Here is a 23848-nt window from a genome sequence, read left to right as displayed (position 1 = left end):
TCAGACCCCCTCCGGTGCAGTGGCGGGGAAGTCGACGGTGAACACGGGACGCAGCATGTGCCAGTCGTGGGGATGTTCGGCGATCTCCGCCTCGAGGACCGTGGCGAGGTGCTGGGTCAGCGTGCGAACCCGCTCCTGCCTGGGGCCGGATCGTGGCAGGGGGAGCTCGGGGTGCACACGGATCCTGAGGTACGGGCCGTCGAACCACAGGCCGACGGGCATCAGTGCCGCCCCCGTGGCCACGGCCAGCGCGGCTGGGCCGGCCGGGAGGCGCGCGGGTTCGCCGAACAGCGTGACCTCCACTCCGCGACCGGTGAGGTCCCGGTCGGCGAGGAGACACACGAGTCGTCCCTGGCCGAGCCGCCGGGTGAGGGTTTCGGTGGTGCGGACGCCGTCATCCAGCGAGAGCACCTCCATCCCCAGCCGTTCCCGGAAGGTGACGAACCGTCGGAACAGTTCCTCGGGTCGTAGGCGCTCGGCGACCGTGGTCAGGGGGGTCCCCCGGGAGCAGATCCAGGCGCCGGCGTGGTCCCAGTTGGCCATGTGGGGCAACGCGGCGATCACGCCCCGGCCGGCCGCGAGATGGGCCTCCAACTCCTCGATCCCCGTGGCGCGCGTCCGCGCGGCCAGGGTGTCGGTGGAGAGGGTGTGCAGTCGGAAGGCCTCGAAGAAGTACCGCGTGTAGGAGCGCATGGCCGCTCGGGCGAGGTCCCGCAGTTCGGGTTCCGTCGCGTCCGGGACGGCGCGGCGCAGGTTCTCCTCGAGGCGGAGGACCCCGGAGCCGCGTCCCTTCCAGGCACGGTCCGCCAAGCGGGCGAACAGCCACCGCCCGGACCTCTCGGGCATCCACCGCATCCCCGCCCACCCCACTTTGTGGGCGAGCAAAACGCCGCGGTCACCCATGTGCTCTGCCCGCCTCAACCACCCGTGCTCGATTGGGGGTCGGACAACCGGTTCCACGTCTCCAGCACGCGCTGCAGCACGGTCACCGCGCTCACTCCGGCGAGGAGCCAGAGGCCGACGGCGAGGACGTATGGCGCACCGAGCCCGTGGACCCCCACGGCGGTGAGGATGATGACCAGCCGCACCGGCCGTTCGGCGATGCCGACGTCGCAGCGGACGCCCAACCCCTCCGAGCGCGCCTTGATGTAGGGGATGAGGAAGGCGAGCACCATGCAGACGAGGGTGAGGGCGGCGAACGGCCGACTGTCGCCACCACCGACGAACCAGACCAACAATCCGCAGAAGACGGCGGCGTCGGCGACACGGTCCAGGGTGGAGTCGAGGAACGCCCCCCACTGGTTACTACGGTTCTGCGCCCGGGCGACGGCCCCGTCGAGCATGTCGAACAGGACGAAGAACGTGACGAGGAGCGATCCGAGGAAGAGCGCGCCCATCGGATAGAGGACGAGGGCGCTCACGGTCGCGCCCAGTGAGCCGATTCCCGTCACCGCGTTCGCGCTGAAGCCGAGGCGGGCCAGTCCTCGACCGATCGGGTCCAGGACTCGGGCCGCCGTGGGGCGCAGTTCGTTCAACATCAGGTGACCGCCGGATCCGTTTCCGCTACGCGCATCCGTCGGGTGTTGTACACCTTCCCCGCCAGGGCCGTCCCAGACGTTGTCCGGCCTCCGGAGCTGGGGAGCCGTGGAACAGAGCGCACGAGGTGAACTCCTCTTCCTCCCACTGCGACACCAACGCCTCACCTCGATCGTAGTCCGCGTGGGTGGCCGCCCGGCGCACCTGGCGCCCGGGGCGACCCGCGTGTTGTCTCGCCACTCAGGGTTGAGTCCGCTGATCACGCGGGTGGCGATCGGTCGGCTCGGCACTCCGACCCGTTCCACCCGGGACAGCGCGGTACGCGCCAGGGTCCCGGCGTCGGAGAGGTGTTCGCCGTCGGGTCCGGGGCTCAGTCGGACGGCCAGTGCTCCGAGAGCAACTTGCGGGTGTCGGACAACAGCTCCGGCAGGACCTTCGTCCGCCCCACGACCGCCATGAAGTTGGAGTCCCCCTCCCAGCGGGGAACGATGTGTTGGTGGAGGTGGGCAGCGATGCCCGCGCCGGCCACGTCACCGAGGTTCATCCCGACGTTGAAGCCTTTGGGGTGGGAGACGGACCGCAGCGCGCGGATGCTGTGCTGGGTCAGTCGGGCGAGTTCCGCGGACTCGTCGTCGTTCAGGTCGGCGTAGTCGGCGACGTGGCGGTAGGGGCAGACCATGAGGTGCCCGCTGTTGTAGGGGTAGAGGTTGAGCACGGCGAAGACGGTTCGCCCGCGGGCCACCACCAGCCCCTCGTCGCCGGACAGTCCGGGGGCTCGGCAGAAGGGGCATCCGTCGTCGGCCCCGGATCCGGTGGGCTTGCCCTCGCCCCGGATGTAGGCCATCCGGTGCGGAGTCCACAGTCGGTCGAACCCGTCCGGTGTGCCCGCCGCGCCCTCGACGTCCGCGTCCGACGCCATCGCACCCCCTTCGTTGACTGTGCCTCGAACCTATATTCCCAGCAGGGCGCGCAGGTATCGAGGGGGTGGGGAACCCATGGAGAGCATCGCGTCATGGATGTCGCGGTCACTCGCGGTCGGTCGTTCGACGCGAAGGTCACGGGCGATGGCGCGCATCTCCGCGTGTCCGACGTAGTAGGTCGCCAACTGGGCGCTGGTGAGCTGGGCCCGGCGCCACTTCGCGCGCGCCTCGCTCTCCTCCTGGTGGCCCCGCCCCGTCAGGAGTGCCATCGCCTCGGCCTCGTCCAGTTCACCGCAGTGGGTGCGCACGTCGAGGATGGCGTTCAGGGTGGTGCGCAGCCGCATCTTGAGCTGCACCGCGCGCAGGGCGAGGTTCTCCCCCGTGTCGTCCCCCCACCCCGAACCCGCGATCGTCTCCTCGGCGTAGACGGCCCAGCCCTCGATGAACGGTCCGCTGCGCAGCGCGGCGCGCACGTTGGTGGCCGCGGAGTAGCGGCGTGCGTGCGCCAGTTGGACCGCGTGCCCGGGCACGGCCTCGTGGACCATCAGGTTGCGCACCATGTGTCCGTTGTACTCGCGGTAGAAAGACTCCGCGCGGCCCGCCGGCCAGTCCGGAGGCGGTGGGGCCACGGCCACGAAGGTCACGGCGGCACGGTCGCGCGGGGCGAGCGGTCCGGGGGCGTCACAGTAGGCCGCGGCGATCCCTCGCTGTGCCTCCGGCATGGGGATGACGCGGACCTCGTCGTCGTACAGGGTGACCACGTCGAGATCGGCCACCCGGTCCAGCAGGTACTCGAGGTCCCGCTCGCACGCGGGCAGCAGGGTCTCGGCGTCGGTCGGTCGCTCCGCGGCCAGTCGTTCCAGGACTCGGCGCACCTGGTCCGGGTCGGTGGGACGGTCCTCGATCCGGGCCGCGACCTCCGCCAGTTCCTCCTCCACGGCGAGCAGGTCGCTCTCCGCCCGGGTCAGCAACTGGTCCGGGGAGATCTCCGCGTCCTGGACGTACCAAAGCTGCGCGGCGTAGTCGCGCGCGCCCAGGCGCGGGTCGGCGTCGGCGAGTTCCAGCCGCGAGTCCAGCCAGTCGGCGTGCTCGCGCAGCGCGGTGCGCGCCTCGTCGGCGACGCCTCGCAGCTCTGACTCCGCACCGGGTTCCGCGGCCAGGAGCGCCTCGAGTGGTCCGCCGAGCAGCTCGGCGGCGCCACGCGCCCGGGCCGCCGCGGTCTCCACGTGCGGACGTGGCAGCGAACTGTTCAGGGTGGCCCGCGCGGTCTCCAGGAACGCCGGCACCCGCGCGCATCGCGCAGTCAGGGCACGCACCCGCTCGCACGTGGGCAGGTCCTCCTTGACGACGAGTTCGTACAGGGCGGCGTTGGGGAGCTGGATCAGGGGGTTCCAGGCGTGCGGGCACAGTTCGGTCAGGCGCCACAGGTCGGCGCTCAGCTTGCCGCGCAGGAGCTCGAGGTCGACGATGTCGGCGGGGGCCAACTGGGTGTCGTCGATGTCGTCCAGGGCCCCGAGCCCGTCGGTCAACACCGCGGCCCGGTCGGCGCGCGCGTCGGGCGCGTAGTCGGTCAGCCGCCCCGCCTGACGCACGTCACCCAGGTCACTCGCCCACTGGGGGTCGGCGTCGAGGAGTGCGTCGAGTACCGAGTGGGAGACCTGGTGGAAGCGGTCGGTCATCGCGTTGACCCCGGGGTCGGGCGTGGAACTCATCCCTCCATCGTGCCTTGACGAAGGGCCCGGTGGCACCCCGAGTCAGAACTTGCCGCCCCGCGCCACGAACGGCTTCGTGTCCAGCTCGCCGGAGAACGGGGCTGGCAGGGTGATGGTGCCACCCATGTCCACCCGGGTCTGCCGGTGGTAGGCACCGTCCCGCGGATTCTCGAACAGGGTGACGGTCTCGTCGCCGGTGTCGATCAGAAGATAGATCGGCACCGCGGCCCTGGCGTAGCCACGGAGCTTGCGAACCCGGTCGTGCTCGGGATTGCCCGGTGACGTGACCTCGACGGCGAGCGCGACCTCGGAGACCGGGATGAGCCACTCGTCGTCGTTCACCTCCTCGGGCAGGAACACAAGATCGGGAATGTAGCGCTCTTCAGAGTCGGGAAGCTCAATCGACACCATGTCAAGCGGTACGAGCCCTTCGACAGCCAACGCCGGCGCACGAAAGAGACGGGAGACGATTCGTGCGTGGCGCAACAGGGGGGTCGGTGACACGACGACCTGTCCTCCAATAATCTCCACCCGATAGCCTTCGGGCACGCGGAGCTGGTCAGCCAGCTCCGCGAGAGAAGTGTCGGGCGCGGGGTTTTCTACCGCGATGGTCACGGCTTCCTCCCGGGTATGGTTTTCGTCGGCCACGACTCTATTGTGCACCGTGACGCCGCGTAGCGAAACGATTGAATTTGTGGACAACCAGCTCGAACGTGATTGGACCGCTCGTGCGTGTACGCCGCGTCGTCGACCTCTCCCACACCGTCGGCGCGATGACTCCGGTGTATCCCGGGGATCCGGAGCCCAGCGTCACCCCGGTGGCCACGATCGCGGCCGACGGCTACAACCTGGCACACGTCGCCATGGGGTCACAGTCGGGGACACACGCGGACGCGCCGTTCCACTTCGACGACGCCGGCACGCGGGTCGACGCCGTGCCGTTGGAGGTGTGCTGCGGGCCGGGGGTCATCGTGGACGTCATCGGCTTGGAGCCGCGTCAGCCCATCGTGTGGTCGGACCTGGCGCCCACCCTTGACGGGATCCCGCCGGGAACGATCGTGCTGCTGCGCACGGGCTGGTCCCTCCACTACGGGACACCGACCTACTTCGACCACCCCTACCTGGCGGGCGACGCCGCGGAGATTCTGGTCCGGGCGGGGGTTCGGTGTGTGGGGATCGACGCCCCCAACCTGGACGAGACTCCGGACGCCACGCACCCCGGCGGGTCCTGGCCGGTGCATCGCACGTTCGCCGCCGCTGACGGTGTCCTGGTGGAGAACCTGTGTCGACTGGAGGAGGTCGACTTCGTCGACCCCCTCATCAGTGTGCTGCCACTCAAACTGGACGGGGCGGACGGCGCACCGGTGCGCGCCGCCGCCCTCGAGATCTCAGTCGCCGGGGACCCAGCCGAGTGACGCCCAGGACGCGGCGCTACACCTGCTCGTGCGACTGGACGGCGGCCACGATCTCCTGGATCGCGGCGTCCAGCGGGACCCCGTTCTTCTGCTCCCCGTCGCGGTAACGGAACGAGACGCCTCGCTTCTCGACGTCGTCGTCGCCCGCCAACAGCATGAAGGGAACCTTACGCTTCTGGGCGTTGCGGATCTTCTTCTGCATCCGGTCGGTGGAGGTGTCGACCTCGACGCGGATGCCGTGCTCGCCCAGGCGGGCGGCGAGCTCCTCCAGGTAGGCGACGTGCTCCCCGGCGATCGGAATACCGATCACCTGCACCGGCGCCAGCCACGGCGGGAGCGCCCCCGCGTAGTGCTCCAACAGCACCCCGAAGAAGCGTTCGATGGAGCCGAACAGCGCACGGTGGATCATCACCGGAGTCTGACGGGACCCGTCGGCCGCCTGGTACTCCAACCCGAACCGCTTGGGCTGGTTGAAGTCGAGTTGGATGGTGGAAAGCTGCCAGGTACGACCGATGGCGTCCCGCGCCTGGACGGAGATCTTCGGCCCGTAGAACGCGGCACCCCCGGGGTCGTCCACGAGGTCCAACCCGGAGTCGTCGGCGGCCTGCCGCAGCGCCGCGGTGGCGTCCTCCCAATCGGCCGGATCCCCGATGAACTTGTCGGAGTCGTCGCGGGTGGACAACTCCAGGTAGAACTCGTTGAGTCCGAAGTCGCGCAGCACGCTCAGGACGAACTGCAACAGACTCTTCAGTTCCTCCGGAGCCTGCTCCGTCGTGGTGTAGATGTGCGCGTCGTCCTGGGTCATCCCGCGGACACGGGTCAGCCCGTGCACCACCCCGGACTTCTCGTACCTATACACGCTGCCGAACTCGCACATCCGCAGCGGCAGGTCCCGATAGGAGCGTCCCCGTGCCCGGTAGATCAGGTTGTGCATCGGGCAGTTCATCGGCTTGACGAGGTACTCCGAGTTGTCCAACTCGAAGGTGGGGAACATGTCCTCGGCGTAGTAGGGCCGGTGTCCGGAGATCTCGAACAACTGGGCCTTGGTGATGTGCGGGGTGTTCACGAACTCGTAGTTCGCCTCGGCCTGGCGGGTGCGCATGTAGTCCTCCATGACCTTGCGCACCACGCCCCCCTTGGGGTGGAAGACCGGGAGCCCACTCCCGAGCTCGGAGGGGAAGCTGAACAGGTCGAGTTCGGCGCCGAGCTTGCGGTGATCCCGTTTTTCCGCCTCGGCCAGGAAGTCCAGGTACTCCTTCTGGCGCTCCTTGGACTCCCACGCGGTGCCGTAGATCCGCTGCAACTGCGGGTTCTTCTCGCTGCCGCGCCAGTAGGCGCCGCCGCTGCGCATCAGGGTGAACGCCGGAATGACTCGGGTCGTGGGCAGGTGCGGGCCCCGGCACAGGTCCTTCCAGCAAAGCTCACCGGTGCGCGGGTGCAGGTTGTCGTAGATGGTGAGCTCACCGGCACCCACCTCGACGTCGGCGCCTTCGCCCGCCTCGGCCGCCCCGCCCTTGAGGCCGATCAGTTCCAACTTGTAGGGCTCGGCGGCGAGCTCCTTGCGCGCGTCGTCGTCGGACACGGCCCGGCGTGCGAAGAGCTGGCCCTGCTTGACGATCTGCTGCATCCGCTTCTCGATGCGTTTCAGGTCATCGGGGGTGAAGGGCTCGGCCACGTCGAAGTCGTAGTAGAAGCCGTTCTCCACCGGGGGTCCGATGCCCAGCTTGGCGTCGGGGAAGAGCTCCTGTACGGCCTGGGCGAGGACGTGGGCGGTGGAGTGCCGCAGGATCTCCCGGCCCTTGTCGGAGTCGATCGCGACCGGCTCGACGGTGTCTCCGTCGGCGAGCGGCGCGGACAGGTCTCGCGCCTCACCGTTGACGAGCGCGGCGATAACGGTGCGACCGTCGGCGTCGAGGGCCTCTCCCGCCGTCGTCCCGGCCGTCACCACACGCTCGGTTCCGGCGAGGGTGACGCGCGGCTCGGGCACGGCGGACATGGACACGTTGCCTCCCAGGTCGGCTGGCTGATCCGGATGCCGTCGGTCGGCACCGGCAGTGACTCCTGCGATGTTATCGGGAGTCGTGGGAACCGCCGACCCGGTTTCCCCGCACCCAGCCGACGAGGATCGCCAGTGGTCGCACAGTGTGTGAACAACGACCGAACATACATGTCGTCGCTTGTGATGAGCGGATACTGTGATTCGCATGTCACCGAGCTCCACCAGTGATCCGGTACCGAAGAAGCGCGCTGAGCGCGCCACTCGACGGTGGCGCCGGGTGCGTGCTCGTGCCCGTATCTGGCGAACCCGGATGCATTCGCACCCCGTGCTGCTGTGGACGTGGCGAATCGTCGTCGTCGTTGTCGGCGGTGTTCTGCTCCTGGCGGGTTTCACCATGTGGTTCACCCCGGGGCCGGGCTGGGCCGCCATCCTGCTGGGCCTCGCGGTCATGGCGTCGGAGTTCGGCTGGGCCCGCCGCCTGTTGCGGCGCGGGCAGCGCTTCGTGCGTCACATGCAGAATCGCGCGCAGGAATATCGTTCCGCGAGAAAGACGAAATACCACCAAACAGCGAAATAGCGCCAGAATCGCGACCGCGAAATCCAGCCCCACCTCGCACCAAATCCCCCTCAACCCCACCCAATCGGCATGCAAGTCGATCCTGACCACATCTGGTCGGTACCGCCACGTAGGGTCACGTCCGGCTGCGGCGAGATCGCGACGCGGCGGCGCGGTCCGGAGCCCGGCCGAGCACCGACCGCGTGACGAGGGACGGGAAGCGCCGAGCGACGGAGAGGCGCCGGGGGTCCGTCGTGGGGAGGGACGCAGCCGTGTCAGTGCGCGTCACCCGACACGCCCGGCGCGAACGAGACGGGGTGAGGTGCCAACGTCGTGGGAATGCGTGCGGAGTACTTGGTAAACCCCGTCGGTGACCACCACGTCTCACTGGTGAGAGCGCCGAACGGAGCGGTGTCACCAGCATCGCGCTAGGCCACCAGCCCCGCACCACGAGGAACCAACGTCGCCACGCGGGGACCAGCGCGGAGCGCCTCAACAGACAGAGCGGGGGTCGCCCCCCCGGCTAGCGCAAAAGAGACGACCCTGCGAGGCCGCCTTGGCTACCGGCACGGGGAGCGAACCCGTCGTGCGATCAGAAACGGCAGCCTCGGCTTCGCTCCAGGCCACCAGCGCCGCACAGCGAGGAACCAACGTTGCCACGCGGGGCCCGGCGCGGAGCGCCTCAACAAGCAGAGCGGGGGGTCGTCCCCCCGACAAACACAACGGCCCACCGGGAAGGTAGCGAACGCTACCGACCACGATGAGCCGGGCTCGTGGGCGATACTGGACTCGAACCAGTGACCTCGTCGGTGTGAACGACGCGCTCTAGCCAACTGAGCTAACCGCCCCGGTGCTGCAGGAAAGACTCTAGCGCATGTTGTGGGTGTGTCGAACCAGTTTTCTGGGGCGGTGGTGGGGTGGCGCTCCTTCTGGACTTCCCGAGGAGAGGTCGAGAGTGACGCAGATCTCATCACGAGGGGCAACAAACCACCATGGACCGACCAAGGCGTGGGAAAGCCGCACTGGCAAGGCATTCGTGGCGGGGCCCGGCGCGCGCTCGCACTTATGGTCACATTCGGTGACGCGGCACACAGTGTGAGGTGGAATTCCGCGTTTCTCCAGCTCATTAGAGTGACGTGGGGCTAGGGTGGCTTTGCAGGCGCCACCGCCCGGAGCCCGTTTGAAAAGTCTTCCGGCTTTTGTGCGTCATAGCGATCGGCTGGCCGAGTTGGAACGGGTGAGACCTGAAACCAGCCCGCGCAGCGCGGGGCCGGACGAGAAAAGGTTTGGCGATGATGAACAGTAGCGGCACCACTGCGACCGCGGACCTGGGCTTGAGGCTCGTGGTCCCCGGTAGCACGACCGTTCCTCTGGTCGCACGACTGGAGTACACTGCCGCGGATCCCTACGCGGTGACGGTGGCCTTCCATGTGGGTGAGGACGAGCCCGTGGAGTGGATTTTCGCTCGTGAGCTGCTCACGGTGGGGATTGTTCGCGAGGTGGGTGACGGCGACGTGCGCGTGTGGCCCTCGCAGGAGGACGGCGAACGCAACATCAGCATCGCGCTGTCGTCCCCTTTCGGTCACGCACAGTTCTCGGCTCCGGTGCCGCCGCTCGCCGAGTTCCTGCACCGCACCTATGAGATCGTGCCCGCGGGGCACGAGGGCGAGGTCGTTGACCTCGACGACGAGATCGAGCAGCACCTCCTCGGTTGAGGAGGTGCCGGGACGTTCACGGGTCCATGTCCGCCGCGGAGCGTTCGGCGAAGACCTTGGCGACTTCGCTGGTGACGGGTCCGGGCGATTCGGCCAGGACCTGTCCATCGACTGCTCGGATGGGCTGGATGTCGCGTCCCGAGCCGGCGAGGAAGGCCTCGCTGGCGTTGGTGAGCGCGGACATCGGGAGGTCGTTCTCCTTGGCGCCGAACCACTCCAGGACGAGTTCCCGGGTGATTCCGGCGAGTGCGCCCGAGCTCAGGGGCGGGGTGCACAGCTCCCCGTCCAGGACCAGGAAGATGTTGCTTCCGGTTCCTTCACACAGGTTCCCCGCCGTGTTGGCGAAGAGCGCTTCGTCGGCTCCCCGTTGCGCCGCGAACTGCAGCGCGAGGACGTTCTCCGCGTAGGAGGTCGTCTTCAGCCCGGCGAGGGCCCCATTCTCGTTACGGGTCCACGGCGCGACGGCGACGTCGACGCGTTCAGCGGGTTCGGTGAACTCGGTGAGCGCGACGAGATAGGTCAGCCCCTGGTCACCGCGGTGCGAGCTCAACGGTCCGGGTCCGCCGGTGACGGTGATCCTGACGCGCGCGGGGTCGATGGCGGCGTTGGCGTCGAGGACCTGGCGCACACCGCTGGCGAGCAGTCCGAGGTCGGGTTCGGGCAGGCCCAGCCCGGTGGCGGAGCGTGCCAGCCGCCGCAGGTGGCGGGTCAGGGCGAATCCGGTTCCCCCACGTGCCTTCACCGTCTCGAAGACTCCGTCACCGACGGTGATCCCGTGGTCGAGCACGGAAATCTTGGCGTCCTCGACGGGGATGACCGATCCGCCGCCGTATTCCGCGCCGGCGATCCACACCTTCATGGCCCGCACCCTTCCTCCGAATTGCCGCACTAATTGATCTTCATGGTCGATGGCCCGCATTCTCGTGCCAACGGTAGCGACTGTTTGCTGGTGACGCGCCCCACACCCCGGGATTACGGTGACCAGCGGGGACATGACTCCATATTCGTCGATCACCAGTATCGGTGTTGGTTCTGACAAATCTGGTTGGCGAACTCCACGATGTCGTGGCGCACGGTCTCTGTTCCGCGCCAGTGGTGATCCGATAGGTTACGAATCCCTACCAACTGGGCAGCACTCACCCAGCATGACAACGGGCGTGTTCCTCCACCCTGGCCCTGTCCGCCATCATGAGATGCGAGAGCGTAGATGACTCACAGTGCCCCCAACTCCAACGAACTTAGCTGGCTGCTGGACGATCTCGTGTCCCGCGCCGAGGGCACGCAGCACACGATCCTGCTCTCCACCGACGGGCTGCTCATGGCGCGGTCCAGCCAGCTCGACCGTGCCGCGGCGGAGCATCTCGCCGCGATCGCCTCCGGGCTGCAGAGCCTCGCGGTCGGCGCGGGGCAGCAGTTCGCGGCGGGCGACATCCGCCAGACCGTGATCGAGATGGACCAGGCCTACCTCGTGGTCGCCAACGCGGGTGAGGGCGCCTGCCTGGCGCTTCTCGCGGCGGCGAGCTGTGACCTCGGGATGGTGGCCTACGAGATGAACAGTGTGATTCGTCGGGTGGGCCAGTACCTCTCCGCTCCCCCTCGTCCGGACATGCCGACGACCCCCGCGACTCGCGTCGAGCAATGATTTTCGTGTCCTGGATTGGTCACGCGCCAGAAGTCCGCTAAAGTCAGGGGTGCACGGGGCGCGCATGCGCCCCGCACGCGGACGTGGCTCAGCTGGTAGAGCATCACCTTGCCAAGGTGAGGGTCGCGGGTTCGAATCCCGTCGTCCGCTCGCACAATGCCGCCCTTGCGGCGCGGCGGGGTGGCCGAGTGGTTCAGGCAAGGGCCTGCAAAGCCCTGTACGCGGGTTCGATTCCCGTCCCCGCCTCCAGTTCACCCGGGGCGGTCACCCTCGAGATCCTCCCCTTCTCCTTCACTGTCCTCGCCTTGTGGCGTTCCCGAGGGAACGACCGCGATGGGCGAACGAACGTGATGGATCACGCTCTGGCTCACCGACCCCAGGAGCAGCCCACGCAGGGACCCCCGGCCACGGGTTCCGATGGCGACGAGCAGCGCGTCACCACCCTGCGCGACGAGGATCCGGCGCGGATCACCCCGCTCCACGACGCTGGTGACCGGTACATCGGAGTAGTCCTCGGGTGTCTGGGCGAGGAACTCGGAGAGGCAGCGTTCCGCGTCCTGCTGGGTCGGCTCGTGGTCCTCGGTCCGTCCCCGCACCGATCGGAGGACCGGGATACGTCCGCCTCCCCACGCGTAGACCACGCGGACGGAAGCGCCCCTGCGCCGCGCCTCGTCGAGGGCGAACTGGAGCGCGGGCCGGGACTGTGGTGAGGTGTCGACTCCGACCACGATGTCGCCCGCCGTCGGCTCGGGCGCCTTCTCGGGAACGATGACGACGGGGCAGACGGCGCGGGCGGCGAGTTCGGCCGTCGTGGAGCCGATCACGAGTGCGCCCACCGTTCCCAGGCCTCGGGAGCCGACGACCATGAGGTCGGCCTCGCGCGCGGCGGCGACCAGAACCGGTCGGCGGAATCCCGCCACGCAGTCGGCGGTGACGGTGAGGTTGGGGTGTGCGGCGCGAACCCGGGCCTCCGCCTCGTCGACGATCGCCTGGGCCATGTTCTGGAACCCGGCCGCCGCGGGAGCTCCCGGTGGCGGACCGAGCCGTACGTTGAACTCCGGCCACTCGAAGGCGTGGACGAGACGAAGGGGGCGTTGGCGCAGTTCCGCCTCCGCCGCGGCCCAGTCGGCCGCGACGAGCGCCTGCGGTGAACCGTCGATCCCCGCCACCACCGGCGGGGTCGGGGTGGTCGGGTTCGCGGCCTCAGGGGTGGGGGTGGCCTCCACGTCGGCGTTGTCGCTCATGCCAGGGACATACCCAGGGTCCCGGTGTCGGACCCTGGTCAGCGATGTGCCAAGTGCCGCGTTTGGAGGCGCCGCGGTGGGTGGTGCGGCCGGCTCAGCCGAACCGGTTCAGCGCGAGCGGGAGCTCGTGCTCGGCGGGGTCGGCGATCTCCGGGTCGATCGCGACGACCTCTCCCCCGGACCGCAGCACCGAATAGGCGAGTTCGTCGTAGAGGTCGTCGACGTGTCGAGCCGGACGTTGGCACATCGGGCAGATCGCGCGGACGTCGCTGAGTCCCCCGCATTCGTCGCAGGTGTATCCGGGAACCGTCCCCTCCTCCGGGATGCACAGGATCTCGACGCTGCGCTGGTTCGCGGCTCCGACCGTGTCGCTCAGTCCCCAGACCGCGCGCGCGGAGTCGTCCCGGATACGGTCGAGTGTGGTGCGTTGGCGCCGCGCGCACCAGTCCCGGAGCACGGTGGAGGCGTGTTCGTGTACCCGCGCGGACGTCATCGTGTGGGGGTCGATGACGAACGTCCCGGCGAGCCGGTCGGCCGCGACTCCGTCGAGTTCGGCGACGAAGGCGGAGACGGCCTCGGAGTGTCCTCCCACGACCAGGAGCTCGGACTCACGTTGACGCAGTGCCTGTTCCAGGATCGCCGCTGTGTCGCGGTGGTGGCGTTGGAGGCGTTCGTCGGCGCTGCGCCGCACTCTGTATTCCTCCAGTCCGTCCCATCCGGCGAAGTTCCGAGAGCGCTCCTGGTCGCCGGTGATCCAGGTGATCTCGCGGATCCGCGCGGCGTCGGCCTGGAAGAGCCAGGCGAACCGCCGGTCGGCCACGGCCACGTAGTAGACGGGGCTGCGCTGGATGGCGGAGATGAGCGGCCGTACATAGGGGTGGGGGCCCAGCATCGCGCTGTCCGGCACCTCCTGGGGCAGGTGGACTTCCTCGAAGAGGTCGATCTCGGGAGCGGCGACGACGGCGCGTCCCCGACCCAGTGGCTTGCCCTCCGCCCGTCCCAGGGTCTCCCCGATCGCGTTGAGCGTCGCGGTGAGTGTGGGGTCGCGGTCCGCGGTCCCGTCGCTGACGGTGGCCAGTAGCGCACGGACGCGCGCCGGGATGCCCCGCAGCTCGGCGGGGTCACGTGGGGTCGTGAGACAGACGGTGACGACACCTGGGTTCGTCGCGTGGACGCGCAGCAGAGAGCGGGCTTGACGCGTGGTGTGGCCCGGCATGGTGTCGTCGTCGGGTTCCGGTGTGGCCAGGCGCGGATCCGATCCAGCCAGGGTCATGTCCGTCGGCGCGTTGCGGCTCTGCATGGTCCCCCCGTGATGATCAAGCTGTTCACAGGGCACTTACCCCGAGGAGAGCCCGGAGATTCCGTCCCGGCCAGCCGATTGTTCCGTGTCCGCCACGGCGTCACTCCGGCGGCTCGGTCCGGATCACGTCTTGAGCGGCCGCATCCCAACTGTCACAGTGGTTCTCCGACTACCCCCGGTCCCGCGCGTGTGGTGCCGGCGGTTCCGCGACCGAGGGGAGCCCGCTCCGAATGCGCAGAATCACCGCTGTTGTCAATCCGGCCGCCGGGGGGCTGCGCAGACGTCGGGACGTCGATCTGGTTCGGGAGGTGCTCAAGCGCCTCCAGGCGGAGGGCGACGTCGTGACGCTGGAGTACACCCGGGACCTCGACCACGCGGGGACGTTGGCCGCCACGGCGGCGCGGCGGGACGACATGGTGATCGCCGTGGGTGGCGACGGGACGGTGGGCGCGGTCGCGGCCGGCGTGAGTGCCGCGGACGGGGTGCTGGGCGTCATTCCCTCGGGTCGGGGCAACGACTTCGCCCGGCAGTTGGAGCTTCCACGGGACGCCGGTGCCCTTGGCACGATCCTGAGCAAGGGGAAGTCCCGCGCCGTCGACCTCGTCGATACCCCGCGGGGCACGGTCGCGGGCAACGTGTGCACGGGTGTCGACGCGTTGGCCGCGGTGTACGTGGACGGGTTCCGGTTCCTGGGGGGCGCGGGCTACCACGCGGCAGCGCTGCGGGCGGTGGCGGCGTGGCGGCCGGTCTCCTACACGGTCACGGTGGACGGTGCGCGGCGAAGGTTTCGCGGTTACACCGTTCTGGTGGCCAACTCCGGGTTCTACGGCAACGGGCGGCACGCGGCACCGCAGGCGCGGGTCGACGACGGTCTTCTGGACGTGATGCTGCTGCACGAAGTCCCGCTCCCGGTTTTCCTGTCGGTCGCGATGCGGGAGCTGTACGACGGCACGCACGTACGACGGCCGGAGGTGGAGGTGCTCCGTGGACGTGAGGTCGAGGTGCGGGCGGACCGAGCGCTGCCCTGTTGCGGTGACGGCGAGGTCCTGGGCGTCCTACCGCTGTCGATGCGCGTCCGCGCTGGTGCGTTGCGGGTGGTGACGGCATGAGGACGGCCCATGGGGGACACCGTGCCGCGGTGGTCCCCCATGGGCCGTCCCACGGTGTTGGCGGTCGCTAGCCCCAGCTCGCCTGTCCCCCGGTCGGGGTCGGCGGCTGTCCGGCGTCGGGGACGCCGACACTGATCGCGTGCTCCACGAGTGTGATCAGCGTCGACTTGGTCGACTGCCGGTTGCGGGCGTCGCACTGGACGATGGGGACGTCCGGGCTCAGGGCGAGCGCGTCCCGGACCTCGCTGGCGGCGTGCGGGTAGTAGCCGTCGAAGCCGTTGACGGCCACGATGAACGGCAGTCGCGCCTCTTCGAAGTAGTCCAGGGCCGAGAAGCAGTCCATGATGCGGCGGGTGTCGACGAGGACGACCGCGCCGATCGCTCCTTTGACCAGGTCGTCCCACATGAACCAGAACCGGTGCTGTCCGGGTGTGCCGAACAGGTAAAGGATGAGGTCGGAGTCGAGCGACACGCGGCCGAAGTCCATCGCCACGGTCGTGGTCTGCTTGTCGGGAGTCTTGGCGAGGTCGTCGACTCCCACACTGGCGCTGGTCATGACGGCCTCGGTCGTCAGCGGCACGATCTCGGAGACAGAGCCCACGAAGGTCGTCTTGCCGACCCCGAACCCGCCCGCGACGACGATCTTGACCGACGTCATCGCGTTGGCCGCAGCATCGCCCTCGCTGGACGCGCTAGAGCTTGCGAAGTCCACTGAGTACCCTTTCGAGCAGGTTGACGTTGGGCCGGCTGTCGCTCTGCTGGGAAGTCCGGATCTGTACCAGGCCCTGGTCGGCCATGTCGGCGACGAGAACCCGAGCCACACCGAGGGGGATACGGAGCAGGGCGGAGATCTCGGCGACGGACCGCCAGTCGCGACAGAGGTCGCTGATCGCCTGGCACTCGGGGGTGAGGTTACCGAACTCGTTTCGGGCCGTCACCGTCGTGGAGATCAGGGCTTCCAACGGTAGCTGCGAGCGTGGTTTGGTGCGTCCGCGCGTCACCGCGTAGGGGCGCACCAACGAGCTCGGCGCGTCATCCACCGGCGTCGGTTGTTGGTCATGCGGAACTGGACGTGGTTGGGCGTCAGCGAAGGACCCTGGTTGGCGCGTCGCGCCAGGAACGGCTGCGTCCTGGTTGAACCATGACATCCGTCCGGTGTCCCTGTTGTCAGGTGCCACCACTTCCTCCTGTCCGTGGTGGGATCAACGAGGTCCGGCCGAACGCGCGGCGGGTGTCAACGCGCGCCCCACCCGGTCCACGAGCAAGGTCATCTCGTAGGCGACCAGCCCGAGGTCACAGTCGGCGGCGGCGAGAACCGCGAGCGACGAGCCGTCGCTGATCGCCATGACGAGCAACAACCCCCGCTCCATCTCGACGACGGTCTGCGCGACCGCGCCGCCCTCGAACACGCGAGCCGCACCCTGGGTGAGGCTGGACAGCCCGGACGCGATCGCGGCGAGCTGGTCCACGCGGTCAGCCGGGAAACCCGCGGAGGCCGCGAGGGGCAGGCCATCAGAAGACACCACGATCGCGTGCGCGACGTCCGGTACGCGGTTGGCGAAGTCAGTGATCAGCCAGTTGAGATCTTGCACCGGTTGATTCATCCGCTCTCCTGTCGGTCCCGACCGTCGCGTCGTCCTCTCCCTGAGGCACGGCGTCGAGCGGCGAGATCATGAATGGGGGTAACAACTCTGTCCTTGAGGCTGGTCGGGCCTGACTCACCGGATTCTGCCATCACGCGGGGTTGGCGGTGGACGTTGACCCCGGTGGTTGGGCGGCATCGTCGCCCAACCGTCATCGCCCTGTCACTTGGCAATAGGCGTCGGCTATCTCTCCTCGTCTCGCGAGTGCCCACCGGTCGTGTCCGACCGGCCGCGTTGGATGCCTTCCTGCAAGCCGGACAGGCGATTGCGCACCTTGTCCGCCGAACGCGGTTGCGGCTGTTCCTGCGGCCCGGAGTTCCCGGAGGTCGGAGCCGCTCCCGGCACCAGATTGGCGCGGGGAATCCGTTTGGGCAAGCCCGCGGCGGTGAGTCCGCCCGCTTCGGGTTCGCTCGCGGTCATCGCCGCCCTCCATCCCGCGTCCGCTTCCGAGTGCCAACCCTGGCCGGGCTGCTGCCCGGCTTGGCCCTCCCAGGCCGGTTCCGGCGTGTCCGGCTCCGGTGTGGTGGGCGCGACGCCAGCGCTCTGCGGGACGGCGCCGCCTCCGTTCACGGGCGGAGTGGGTTCGTCGGCCGGCGCCGCGGTCGCCTGCTGCTCCGTCGGCTGGGGGACCTGGACCACGGGGAACGGGCCGGTCTCCGGCGCGGAGGCCGGTCGCACCGTCCTGCGTCGGAACCAGTTGGACTCTACCGCGTCGAAGATCGGTAGCGACTCCGTCGAACCCGCGTGTGGCGCGGGGGGCACCACTGTGCGCCAGCCGCCGCCGGCACGCCGGGACAGGTAGGTGGTAGACCCGTAGCCCTCGCGGGAGTCGGGGTCGTCGGTGGGCTGCTGGGCACGCAGCGGCTCGTTCGCCTCCTCCGGCGGTCGGTTCCACCCGTTGGAGGAGGCTGCCGGCCCCGACGTCCCGGCCGGGGTGTTGTCCGCGCCGTTGGGGACCGCCGTGGCGTCGGGCCGCGCGGCGGGGGTCGCGCCGGCGCTGTGGGGCTGTGCGGACCCCTCGGTCGTCGGCGGCTGCCACGGCGCGCTCTCCGTACCGGCAGGTCTCTCCGGCTGGGGGGGTTGGGTCGTTTGGGCCGGCTGCCAGGCGTCGTGGGGTGACGCCGCCGGTCGTGACACCTCGGGGGGCTCCGGGGCTGACACGTCCCGGCCGGCCTCGTCCTCCTCGCTGCGCAGGATGGGCAACGGACCGGTGAAGCGGGGCCCGGACGGAGGTGGTGGCGCCGTCGACCCGTTGTTGCGGCGGGTGTCCCAGAGGTCCTCACCGCTGGGCGCCGGCTCGTGCCCCCGCGGGGTCTCTCCTGACTGTCGTCGCGGCAGGGCGTGGCGGGTTTCGCGTTCCCACTCGGGCTGGGTGCCGGAGTCACCCGGCTGCCACGGGTCGGCCGGTTCCGCGGGCGCCGGGCTGGCCGCGAACGCGGCGGCGGCCTCGGCGTAGGTGTCGGGAACGCCGGGTGAGGTCGAGGTCGCCGGTGCGTTGAGCGCCGAGCGTCCCCCACCTGTGGAGAACAGGTCGCCCGGAAGCACCATCACCGCGGTGATACCACCGTTGTGGGCGGGGTGGAGGCGTACGTGGATGTGGTGGCGCGCCGCGAGGTGGCTGACCACGAAGAGACCCATGCGGCGGGAGACGGCGACGTCAATGACTGGTGGACTCGCCAACCGTTCGTTGATGGAGTCCAGGTCGGCCTCGGCCATGCCGATACCGCTGTCGGTGATCTCGACCTGGACGTCACCGCCGTCGAGCTCCCGGGCCACGACGGCGACCTGGGTCTCGTGCGCGGAGTACGCGGTGGCGTTCTCCAACAGCTCCGCGACCAGGTGGATGATGTCGTTGACCGGCCGCCCGTGCAGCATGAGCTGTGAGGAGGCGCGCACGTTGACTCTGTCGTAGTGCTCCACCTCGGAGACCGCGCCGCGCAGGACGTCCACGAGCGGAACCGGCTGGGACCACTTACGGGTGTTGTCCTGGCCGGAGAGAACGAGCAGGTTCTCGTTGTTGCGGCGCATGCGGGTGGCGAGGTGGTCCAGTTGGAAGAGGTCGCCCAGCCGTTCCGAGTCCTGCTCGCCGCGCTCGAGGCCCTCGATGAGACGGAGCTGGCGCTCCACCAGGGTCTGGCTCCGACGGGACAGGTTGACGAACATCGCGTTGACGTTGCTGCGCAGAGCGGCCTCGTCGGACGCGAGTCGCAGGGCGACGTGGTGGACCTCGTCGAAGGAGCGGGCGACCTCACCGATCTCGTCAGCGGAGTCGACGCCGACCGACGTCACACGCTGCACCTCGGCGGTGTCGCCGGACTCCCGCATGCGGTGAATGGCCACCGGAAGGTCGTTGTTGGCGACGCGCAGGGCCGAGTCGCGCAGGGTGCGCAGCGGGGCGACCAGCGAACGAGCGACGAGCAGGGTGAGGAGGAAGACCGCCACAATGACGAACAGGACCACGGCGCTGTCGCGGATGGTGACCATGAGGGACTCACCCTTGAGGGTCTCCGCGTCGCCGGTGACCGCCTCGCCGAGTTCGACCTCGGAGTCGTGCAGGGAGTCGATCGCCTTGTCCGCCGCCTCGCGGTAGTCCTCCACCATCTGCGAGGAGATGACCCCGTCGAGGCTGGGGTCCAGTCGTGCCTGGTTGATGACCTGCTGCTGCATGGTCGACATGCGGCTGACGGTGATGCCGTTGAACGTGGCGTTGTTGCCGTTGGAGTCCTCTTCGGAGGCGGTTGCCTCGAATGAGGAGAGGTGCCCCTCGTAACTGGAGCGCACCGCGATGATCGTCTCGCGCGTGTTGGGGGCGAGGAAGCCGGACAGCATCGCGTTCAGCATCAGCGACGCCTCGTAGGAGAGCTCCTCGCGCGCCTGTGCCATGGACGACAGGGACCGCGCCCGCTCGGTCAGCGCCGGGTCGTCGGTGGCGATACCGATTTCCTCGGTGAAGCTCAGGACGGTCGTGATGAGCGAGCGGTAGCCGGAGATGGTGGGCATGGCCGCGATGTCGCTGGCCAGTGCGCCCTCACGGATCCCCTCCAGGCCGTCGAGTCCCCCCAGCAAGGCGTTGATCTTCGCCTCGGCCAGTGGGCTTCCCGGGTCTCCGATCTCGCTCGCCGCGCTCTGCACGTCACGCACCAGGGCGTCGACTGTGCCCTCCTGATGCTGTTCCAACTCCCCGAGGTCACCACCGGAGGTGCCCAGGTAGGCGACGGTGAGGAGTCGCTCCTGCCCCAGGGCGTGGGCGAGTTCGGAGGTGGCCTCGCCGAGTGCCGCCATGTTCTCCACACGTTGGTGGGTGAAGTAGTCGTCGGTGCTCTCCGCGATGCGCAGAGCGCCCAGGACCACCGCCACGATCGTGGGCACGGCGATCAAGGCCAACAGACGGGACCGCACACGCCAGTCACGCAGGCGGAATCGGCTTCCGCGGCTTCGCTCACGCGCGGACGCCGTGCCCGCGTGTTCGGGGCGACCCCCCGGAGGGAGTTCGGCTCCATGGTTCGCGGCTGGTGTCGACACGGACCTTCGTAACCTTCCTTGTCACCGCACACGGATCCCCTGAGCCCGCAGAGTGGAGGGACGCGCTGAAACGCCGGACCCGTGGGGAATTAGGGGCTGTACGCCCATTTCGGACGAAATGAGCACGACCGAGATCGATAGCGTACCAATACGACCAGGTATCCCCGAGTCCCGCAATCCTCTCAGTTCGCCTTTTTTCGCTCAACACCGGATACACCCGAATCCAGTACCGGACACACCCACCCAGATCCCACAAAAGCACTGGTCAAGGTGTCAAAGTGTCTCGTGATGGATACTCACGCACCGAGCTGCCAAGGGCCCCGCGAGTCCGGCGAGGGCGCTGCGAACGACGCTCCGCGGCGCGTGCTCACCGTGGTTTTCGGTTGTGTCACAGCCACCGCTCTCTGCATGTCCACACCGGCCTTCGCCGACACCGAACCATCGCCGTCGGAAGAGCCGTCACTGACGGCCTTCGCGGCCCGAACCGTCGAATTCCGCGCCCACGAACGGGTTCCGGGAGCCGCGGGGGACGGCGCGGCCGAACGCTATCGGAACCCCGGTTCTGAGACCAGGGCCCCGCCGGCGGACACCTTCGGTCACGCGGGCACTGTGGCCCTCGCCATGCCCTCACCCGGGATCGTCGTGTGGTCCGTCCCTCCGGCCGAATCCTCCGAACCCTCCGACGCCGTGTCCGAGGGCATGCGCTCCGAACGGGCGGAGCTCCAGGAACATCTCACGCATCAGTTTGGTCACGAGATCTCCGCCCGACGCCCCGAGGCTCTCGAGCGAGCCGACGCGGCGGCGGCCACACTCGGTTCGACCACCCAGGCTGGTCGGCTGGCGCAGGAGACCTCCGTGCCGGTGCCCGACCCACACGACCCCGAGGTCAAACCCGCCTTCGCGTCCACGGGCGGTGAGGAGTGCGTCGGCGGCGACGTCTCGCAGTATCCCAACGGGGAGATCCCCGAGTCCGCGCTGTGCCCGCTCCCCCAGCCTGGTCACACGCTCCGCGCCGACGCCGCCGCCGCGTTCATGCGTCTCGACGAGGCGTACCAGGCGCACTTCGGCTACCCGATGTGCGTGACCGACGCCTACCGCCCACTCAGCGAACAGGAACGCCTCTACGAGGAGAAGGAAGCCGGAATGGCCGCGCGGCCCGGCACCAGCCAGCACGGCGTGGGCGTCGCGGTGGACCTGTGTGGTGGTGTCCAGGAGCACGGATCAGAGCAGTACGAGTGGCTGATGTCCAACGCTGGGGACCACGGTTGGCACAACCCCCCGTGGGCCCAGGACGGTTTCGAACCGTGGCACTGGGAGTACGAGGGCTAGGAAGGTCACGCGCGTCGCGTGGATCCGCCCGGTCCCGATGTCGAACACAAGTCGACGGAGACTCAGGCCAGAGCACCGACTCGGATCTCGAACGCGCCGAGGTCCTCGCCACCGACGAAGAGTTCCTCCCCCAGTTCCACCGAACGCGGGCCCACGACCATCCGCGCGACGGCCGCCACCCCGTCGACCGCCTCGGGTACCGGGGGCAGGGCGGCCGAGGCCTCCTGTGTCTCCACCTCGACGGTGACCTCCCCCACGGTCGGGATGTCGGGGCCCGTGGTGACGACGCCACCGATCGTCAGGCCGGTGGCATCGGCGGTGGTCCACAGGCAGGCGAGGCTCCTGCCCGCGTGACGTCCGTCGGCGAAGAAGTCGACGACCCCCGCTGTGGCCACGACAGCGGAGGACACCGGCACCGGAACTCCGTCGTCCGGACCACCGACGTTCGCCGGGTCGACCGACAGTGACCCGTTCGGGGTCACCACGGTGACGGCCCGTTCGGGCCGGAGTGGCGCGCACAGCCGCGCCTCGAGCTCCACGATGATCTCCACCGGCTCACCGAGCGCGCGGTCCCGGGCGCGGGTCACGGCACCGTCCCCCGCGCCCAGCAGCTCGGCGAGGCTCTCCCCTCCCGGGTATCCGAAGACGTCCCCGTCGTCGACGACCCCGGGTCGCCGCCCACCACCGCTCGGCGAAAGATAGGTCACCCAGCGCATGAATCCCCCTCACCCCTGATCCTGTCCAGCAGGTTCCCACACCATCCACGGCCTTTCCGTCCGGAGCCCGGGATGGGAGTGCCCTGCTCGGCGCCGTTCGAGCGCCCCACAACTCTCGGTGACGGGATCACACTCGCACGCGACGCGGTGCGGTCCCCGCGTGCCGTCGGCTGGCGGGACCGACCGGCCCACGGCGGAACCCACCCACTGCCCACCCCGCTGGGCCGAATCACACGGCAGGAGATCGAGGCGTTCGTGCGCCGGGAACTCGGGCCCGAGGTCGGTCACGGCGCCCGTAGCCACCGGGACGGCCCGTCGGCCGCGCGTGCACGTCGAAACCGTCCAACGGCTCACCAGAGCCGACACGTCCTCACCGCACGACACACGATGACGACTCACACCCCGCCACTCAGGCGGAGTCCCTGAGGACGAGATGGGTGTCCAGTACGACGCTGGCGTTCTCTCTTGGGTTGGTGAGGCTCGCGGCGAGGACGCGGGCCATCTCTACACCCATGCGTTCGGCCGGTTGGTGCACTGTGGTCAGGGGTGGATCGGCGTGCTCGGAGCCCGGGGAGTCGTCGAAACCGACGACCGCGACGTCGCCTGGTACGGACCGACCCGCGTCCCGGAGAGCGCGGAGCGCGCCGATGGCCATCAGGTCCGACGCCGCGAAAACGGCGTCGATGTCAGGCGCACGACGCAGCAGGTCGACCATGGCGTCGGCGCCGCTGCGATGGCTGAAGTCACCCGCGACGATCAGGTTCTCGTCCACGGCGCGGTCGGCGGCACGCAGGGCGTCCCGGTAACCCTCCCGACGCTCCAGACCGGCGACCATGTCGGGGGGGCCGGCGATGCTGGCGATACGTTGCCGCCCTGAGCGCAGGAGATACTCCGTCGCGGCACGGGATCCACCGACGTTGTCAATGTCCACGTACCGCGTCGGGGTGTCCCGCTCGGTCCCCAGTGGACGTCCCCCGTGCACGCACGGCACCCCCGCCTCCGACAGGCGTGCGGCGAGGGTGCGGTCACGGTGTTCGGACAGGAGCATCACCCCGTCGACGTGCTGCGAGGTGAGGTAGGTGGCCATCTGCTCGTGCTCCTCCGGACCGCCCGCCATGGCCAGCACGAGCTGCAACCCGCGTTGGCGCAACTCGGCGCTGGCCCCGCGGACGATACGGGCGAAGAACGGTTCGGTGAACACCCGGTCCTCGGGCTCGGAGACAACGAGCGCGACGGTATCCGTCCTCCGCGTGACCAGGGTCCGCGCGGCGTGGTTCGGGACGTAGCCGAGTTCCTCGATGGCTCGGCGCACGGCCTCCCGTGTCGCCTGACTCACCTGGTCGGAACCGTTGATGACCCGGGACACCGTGCCCCGTCCCACGCCCGCGTGCTGTGCGACCATCTCCAGCGTCGGACGCTGGCCCCGCGCGCTCATGCCGCCGTTCCTCCCCCGCTTCGTGCCCGTGTCCCCTGGCCGTGCCGCTCGCCGC

Annotated in this window: 21 protein-coding genes and 3 tRNA genes; 8 read left to right on the top strand and 16 right to left on the bottom strand. The window is 69.2% G+C overall.

The genetic code is table 11. The features are described 5' to 3' along the window. The 5 genes from J4H86_RS25685 to J4H86_RS25665 all read right to left on the bottom strand — a co-directional run bounded on the left by J4H86_RS25685 (nucleotide 1) and on the right by J4H86_RS25665 (nucleotide 4816). Nucleotides 1–903 (bottom strand): phosphatidylinositol mannoside acyltransferase, encoded by a 903-nt coding sequence (locus tag J4H86_RS25685; RefSeq protein ID WP_236540887.1) that lies wholly within the window; start codon nucleotides 901–903, stop codon nucleotides 1–3. Nucleotides 904–917: 14 nt separating this feature from the next. Continuing rightward, nucleotides 918–1538, bottom strand: coding sequence for a phosphatidylinositol phosphate synthase (gene pgsA, locus J4H86_RS25680; RefSeq protein ID WP_236540886.1), 621 nt, complete (start codon nucleotides 1536–1538; stop codon nucleotides 918–920). 368 nt (nucleotides 1539–1906) lie between these two features. Next, nucleotides 1907–2455, bottom strand: a complete 549-nt coding sequence (locus tag J4H86_RS25675; protein ID WP_236540885.1) for an HIT family protein — start codon at nucleotides 2453–2455, stop codon at nucleotides 1907–1909. 30 nt (nucleotides 2456–2485) lie between these two features. Further along, entirely contained in the window at nucleotides 2486–4168 is a 1683-nt protein-coding gene (locus J4H86_RS25670; protein ID WP_236540884.1) for a DUF885 domain-containing protein, read from the bottom strand. A gap of 42 nt (nucleotides 4169–4210) precedes the next feature. Then, nucleotides 4211–4816: a Uma2 family endonuclease gene (locus tag J4H86_RS25665; protein WP_236540883.1), complete on the bottom strand. Its 606-nt coding sequence runs from the start codon at nucleotides 4814–4816 to the stop codon at nucleotides 4211–4213. Nucleotides 4817–4896: 80 nt separating this feature from the next. On the opposite strand from J4H86_RS25665, the gene J4H86_RS25660 reads away from it, so the two are divergent. Then, nucleotides 4897–5583, top strand: a complete 687-nt coding sequence (locus tag J4H86_RS25660) for a cyclase family protein (protein ID WP_236540882.1) — start codon at nucleotides 4897–4899, stop codon at nucleotides 5581–5583. Nucleotides 5584–5599: 16 nt separating this feature from the next. Here the strand turns inward: J4H86_RS25660 and thrS are convergent, their stop codons facing one another. Next, the gene (thrS, locus tag J4H86_RS25655) at nucleotides 5600–7579 is read right to left on the bottom strand and encodes a threonine--tRNA ligase (protein ID WP_236544179.1); all 1980 of its coding nucleotides are present in this window, start codon (nucleotides 7577–7579) and stop codon (nucleotides 5600–5602) included. Between the two features lie 328 nt (nucleotides 7580–7907). Between thrS and J4H86_RS25650 the strand changes: the two genes are divergently transcribed. Then, a complete protein-coding gene (locus J4H86_RS25650; RefSeq protein WP_236540881.1) occupies nucleotides 7908–8159 on the top strand; it encodes a PGPGW domain-containing protein in 252 nt (83 codons plus the stop codon). Between the two features lie 753 nt (nucleotides 8160–8912). On the opposite strand, the gene J4H86_RS25645 is transcribed toward J4H86_RS25650, so the two are convergent. Then, nucleotides 8913–8986 (bottom strand) — tRNA-Val (locus J4H86_RS25645). A 447-nt stretch (nucleotides 8987–9433) separates the two neighbouring features. Between J4H86_RS25645 and J4H86_RS25640 the strand changes: the two genes are divergently transcribed. Continuing rightward, the gene (locus J4H86_RS25640; protein WP_236544178.1) at nucleotides 9434–9853 is read left to right on the top strand and encodes an SsgA family sporulation/cell division regulator; all 420 of its coding nucleotides are present in this window, start codon (nucleotides 9434–9436) and stop codon (nucleotides 9851–9853) included. A gap of 16 nt (nucleotides 9854–9869) precedes the next feature. Here J4H86_RS25640 and J4H86_RS25635 read toward each other — a convergent pair whose 3' ends face one another. Next, nucleotides 9870–10712: an aminotransferase class IV gene (locus tag J4H86_RS25635; protein WP_236540880.1), complete on the bottom strand. Its 843-nt coding sequence runs from the start codon at nucleotides 10710–10712 to the stop codon at nucleotides 9870–9872. A 348-nt stretch (nucleotides 10713–11060) separates the two neighbouring features. Between J4H86_RS25635 and J4H86_RS25630 the strand changes: the two genes are divergently transcribed. The 3 genes from J4H86_RS25630 (at nucleotide 11061) to J4H86_RS25620 (ending at nucleotide 11744) form a co-directional block, all read left to right on the top strand. After that, nucleotides 11061–11495 carry a roadblock/LC7 domain-containing protein gene (locus tag J4H86_RS25630; protein WP_236540879.1) on the top strand — a complete coding sequence of 145 codons (435 nt, stop codon included), beginning with the start codon at nucleotides 11061–11063 and terminating at the stop codon, nucleotides 11493–11495. A gap of 77 nt (nucleotides 11496–11572) precedes the next feature. Beyond that, nucleotides 11573–11645, top strand: a tRNA-Gly gene (locus J4H86_RS25625). A 24-nt stretch (nucleotides 11646–11669) separates the two neighbouring features. Further along, nucleotides 11670–11744 (top strand) — tRNA-Cys (locus tag J4H86_RS25620). Nucleotides 11745–11746: 2 nt separating this feature from the next. On the opposite strand, the gene J4H86_RS25615 is transcribed toward J4H86_RS25620, so the two are convergent. Both J4H86_RS25615 and J4H86_RS25610 read right to left on the bottom strand, forming a co-directional pair. Further along, a complete protein-coding gene (locus J4H86_RS25615) occupies nucleotides 11747–12739 on the bottom strand; it encodes a universal stress protein (RefSeq protein WP_236540878.1) in 993 nt (330 codons plus the stop codon). A 94-nt stretch (nucleotides 12740–12833) separates the two neighbouring features. Beyond that, on the bottom strand, nucleotides 12834–14039 hold the full coding sequence (locus tag J4H86_RS25610) for a baeRF10 domain-containing protein (protein WP_236540877.1): 1206 nt from the start codon (nucleotides 14037–14039) through the stop codon (nucleotides 12834–12836). A gap of 230 nt (nucleotides 14040–14269) precedes the next feature. Between J4H86_RS25610 and J4H86_RS25605 the strand changes: the two genes are divergently transcribed. After that, the gene (locus tag J4H86_RS25605) at nucleotides 14270–15148 is read left to right on the top strand and encodes a diacylglycerol/lipid kinase family protein (RefSeq protein WP_236540876.1); all 879 of its coding nucleotides are present in this window, start codon (nucleotides 14270–14272) and stop codon (nucleotides 15146–15148) included. Nucleotides 15149–15215: 67 nt separating this feature from the next. On the opposite strand, the gene J4H86_RS25600 is transcribed toward J4H86_RS25605, so the two are convergent. The 4 genes from J4H86_RS25600 to J4H86_RS25585 all read right to left on the bottom strand — a co-directional run bounded on the left by J4H86_RS25600 (nucleotide 15216) and on the right by J4H86_RS25585 (nucleotide 20175). Then, nucleotides 15216–15806: a GTP-binding protein gene (locus J4H86_RS25600; RefSeq protein ID WP_236540875.1), complete on the bottom strand. Its 591-nt coding sequence runs from the start codon at nucleotides 15804–15806 to the stop codon at nucleotides 15216–15218. Nucleotides 15807–15840: 34 nt separating this feature from the next. Continuing rightward, nucleotides 15841–16296, bottom strand: coding sequence for a DUF742 domain-containing protein (locus J4H86_RS25595; protein WP_394356539.1), 456 nt, complete (start codon nucleotides 16294–16296; stop codon nucleotides 15841–15843). A gap of 54 nt (nucleotides 16297–16350) precedes the next feature. Beyond that, a complete protein-coding gene (locus J4H86_RS25590) occupies nucleotides 16351–16752 on the bottom strand; it encodes a roadblock/LC7 domain-containing protein (RefSeq protein WP_236540873.1) in 402 nt (133 codons plus the stop codon). 222 nt (nucleotides 16753–16974) lie between these two features. Next, nucleotides 16975–20175 carry a sensor histidine kinase gene (locus J4H86_RS25585; RefSeq protein ID WP_236540872.1) on the bottom strand — a complete coding sequence of 1067 codons (3201 nt, stop codon included), beginning with the start codon at nucleotides 20173–20175 and terminating at the stop codon, nucleotides 16975–16977. A gap of 546 nt (nucleotides 20176–20721) precedes the next feature. On the opposite strand from J4H86_RS25585, the gene J4H86_RS25580 reads away from it, so the two are divergent. Beyond that, nucleotides 20722–21642, top strand: a complete 921-nt coding sequence (locus tag J4H86_RS25580) for a M15 family metallopeptidase (RefSeq protein ID WP_236540871.1) — start codon at nucleotides 20722–20724, stop codon at nucleotides 21640–21642. A 62-nt stretch (nucleotides 21643–21704) separates the two neighbouring features. Here J4H86_RS25580 and J4H86_RS25575 read toward each other — a convergent pair whose 3' ends face one another. Further along, on the bottom strand, nucleotides 21705–22358 hold the full coding sequence (locus J4H86_RS25575; protein WP_236540870.1) for a hypothetical protein: 654 nt from the start codon (nucleotides 22356–22358) through the stop codon (nucleotides 21705–21707). Between the two features lie 409 nt (nucleotides 22359–22767). Beyond that, entirely contained in the window at nucleotides 22768–23793 is a 1026-nt protein-coding gene (locus J4H86_RS25570; RefSeq protein WP_236540869.1) for a LacI family DNA-binding transcriptional regulator, read from the bottom strand. Nucleotides 23794–23848: the final 55 nt, after the last annotated feature.

Origin of the sequence: Spiractinospora alimapuensis (assembly GCF_018437505.1) — a bacterium.
GTDB classification, from domain to species: domain Bacteria; phylum Actinomycetota; class Actinomycetes; order Streptosporangiales; family Streptosporangiaceae; genus Spiractinospora; species Spiractinospora alimapuensis.
This window is presented reverse-complemented; position numbering and strand designations above follow the sequence as displayed.

What these genes read in the sequence shown, in the direction of transcription:
- J4H86_RS25685 (WP_236540887.1), bottom strand. Translation starts at nt 903, where the DNA reads ATGGGTGACCGCGGCGTTTTGCTCGCCCACAAAGTGGGGTGGGCGGGG.
- pgsA (WP_236540886.1), bottom strand. Translation starts at nt 1,538, where the DNA reads ATGTTGAACGAACTGCGCCCCACGGCGGCCCGAGTCCTGGACCCGATC.
- J4H86_RS25675 (WP_236540885.1), bottom strand. Translation starts at nt 2,455, where the DNA reads ATGGCGTCGGACGCGGACGTCGAGGGCGCGGCGGGCACACCGGACGGG.
- J4H86_RS25670 (WP_236540884.1), bottom strand. Translation starts at nt 4,168, where the DNA reads ATGAGTTCCACGCCCGACCCCGGGGTCAACGCGATGACCGACCGCTTC.
- thrS (WP_236544179.1), bottom strand. Translation starts at nt 7,579, where the DNA reads ATGTCCGCCGTGCCCGAGCCGCGCGTCACCCTCGCCGGAACCGAGCGT.
- J4H86_RS25640 (WP_236544178.1), top strand. Translation starts at nt 9,434, where the DNA reads ATGAACAGTAGCGGCACCACTGCGACCGCGGACCTGGGCTTGAGGCTC.
- J4H86_RS25635 (WP_236540880.1), bottom strand. Translation starts at nt 10,712, where the DNA reads ATGAAGGTGTGGATCGCCGGCGCGGAATACGGCGGCGGATCGGTCATC.
- J4H86_RS25630 (WP_236540879.1), top strand. Translation starts at nt 11,061, where the DNA reads ATGACTCACAGTGCCCCCAACTCCAACGAACTTAGCTGGCTGCTGGAC.
- J4H86_RS25615 (WP_236540878.1), bottom strand. Translation starts at nt 12,739, where the DNA reads ATGAGCGACAACGCCGACGTGGAGGCCACCCCCACCCCTGAGGCCGCG.
- J4H86_RS25610 (WP_236540877.1), bottom strand. Translation starts at nt 14,039, where the DNA reads ATGCAGAGCCGCAACGCGCCGACGGACATGACCCTGGCTGGATCGGAT.
- J4H86_RS25605 (WP_236540876.1), top strand. Translation starts at nt 14,270, where the DNA reads ATGCGCAGAATCACCGCTGTTGTCAATCCGGCCGCCGGGGGGCTGCGC.
- J4H86_RS25600 (WP_236540875.1), bottom strand. Translation starts at nt 15,806, where the DNA reads ATGACGTCGGTCAAGATCGTCGTCGCGGGCGGGTTCGGGGTCGGCAAG.
- J4H86_RS25595 (WP_394356539.1), bottom strand. Translation starts at nt 16,296, where the DNA reads ATGTCATGGTTCAACCAGGACGCAGCCGTTCCTGGCGCGACGCGCCAA.
- J4H86_RS25590 (WP_236540873.1), bottom strand. Translation starts at nt 16,752, where the DNA reads ATGAATCAACCGGTGCAAGATCTCAACTGGCTGATCACTGACTTCGCC.
- J4H86_RS25580 (WP_236540871.1), top strand. Translation starts at nt 20,722, where the DNA reads ATGTCCACACCGGCCTTCGCCGACACCGAACCATCGCCGTCGGAAGAG.
- J4H86_RS25575 (WP_236540870.1), bottom strand. Translation starts at nt 22,358, where the DNA reads ATGCGCTGGGTGACCTATCTTTCGCCGAGCGGTGGTGGGCGGCGACCC.
- J4H86_RS25570 (WP_236540869.1), bottom strand. Translation starts at nt 23,793, where the DNA reads ATGAGCGCGCGGGGCCAGCGTCCGACGCTGGAGATGGTCGCACAGCAC.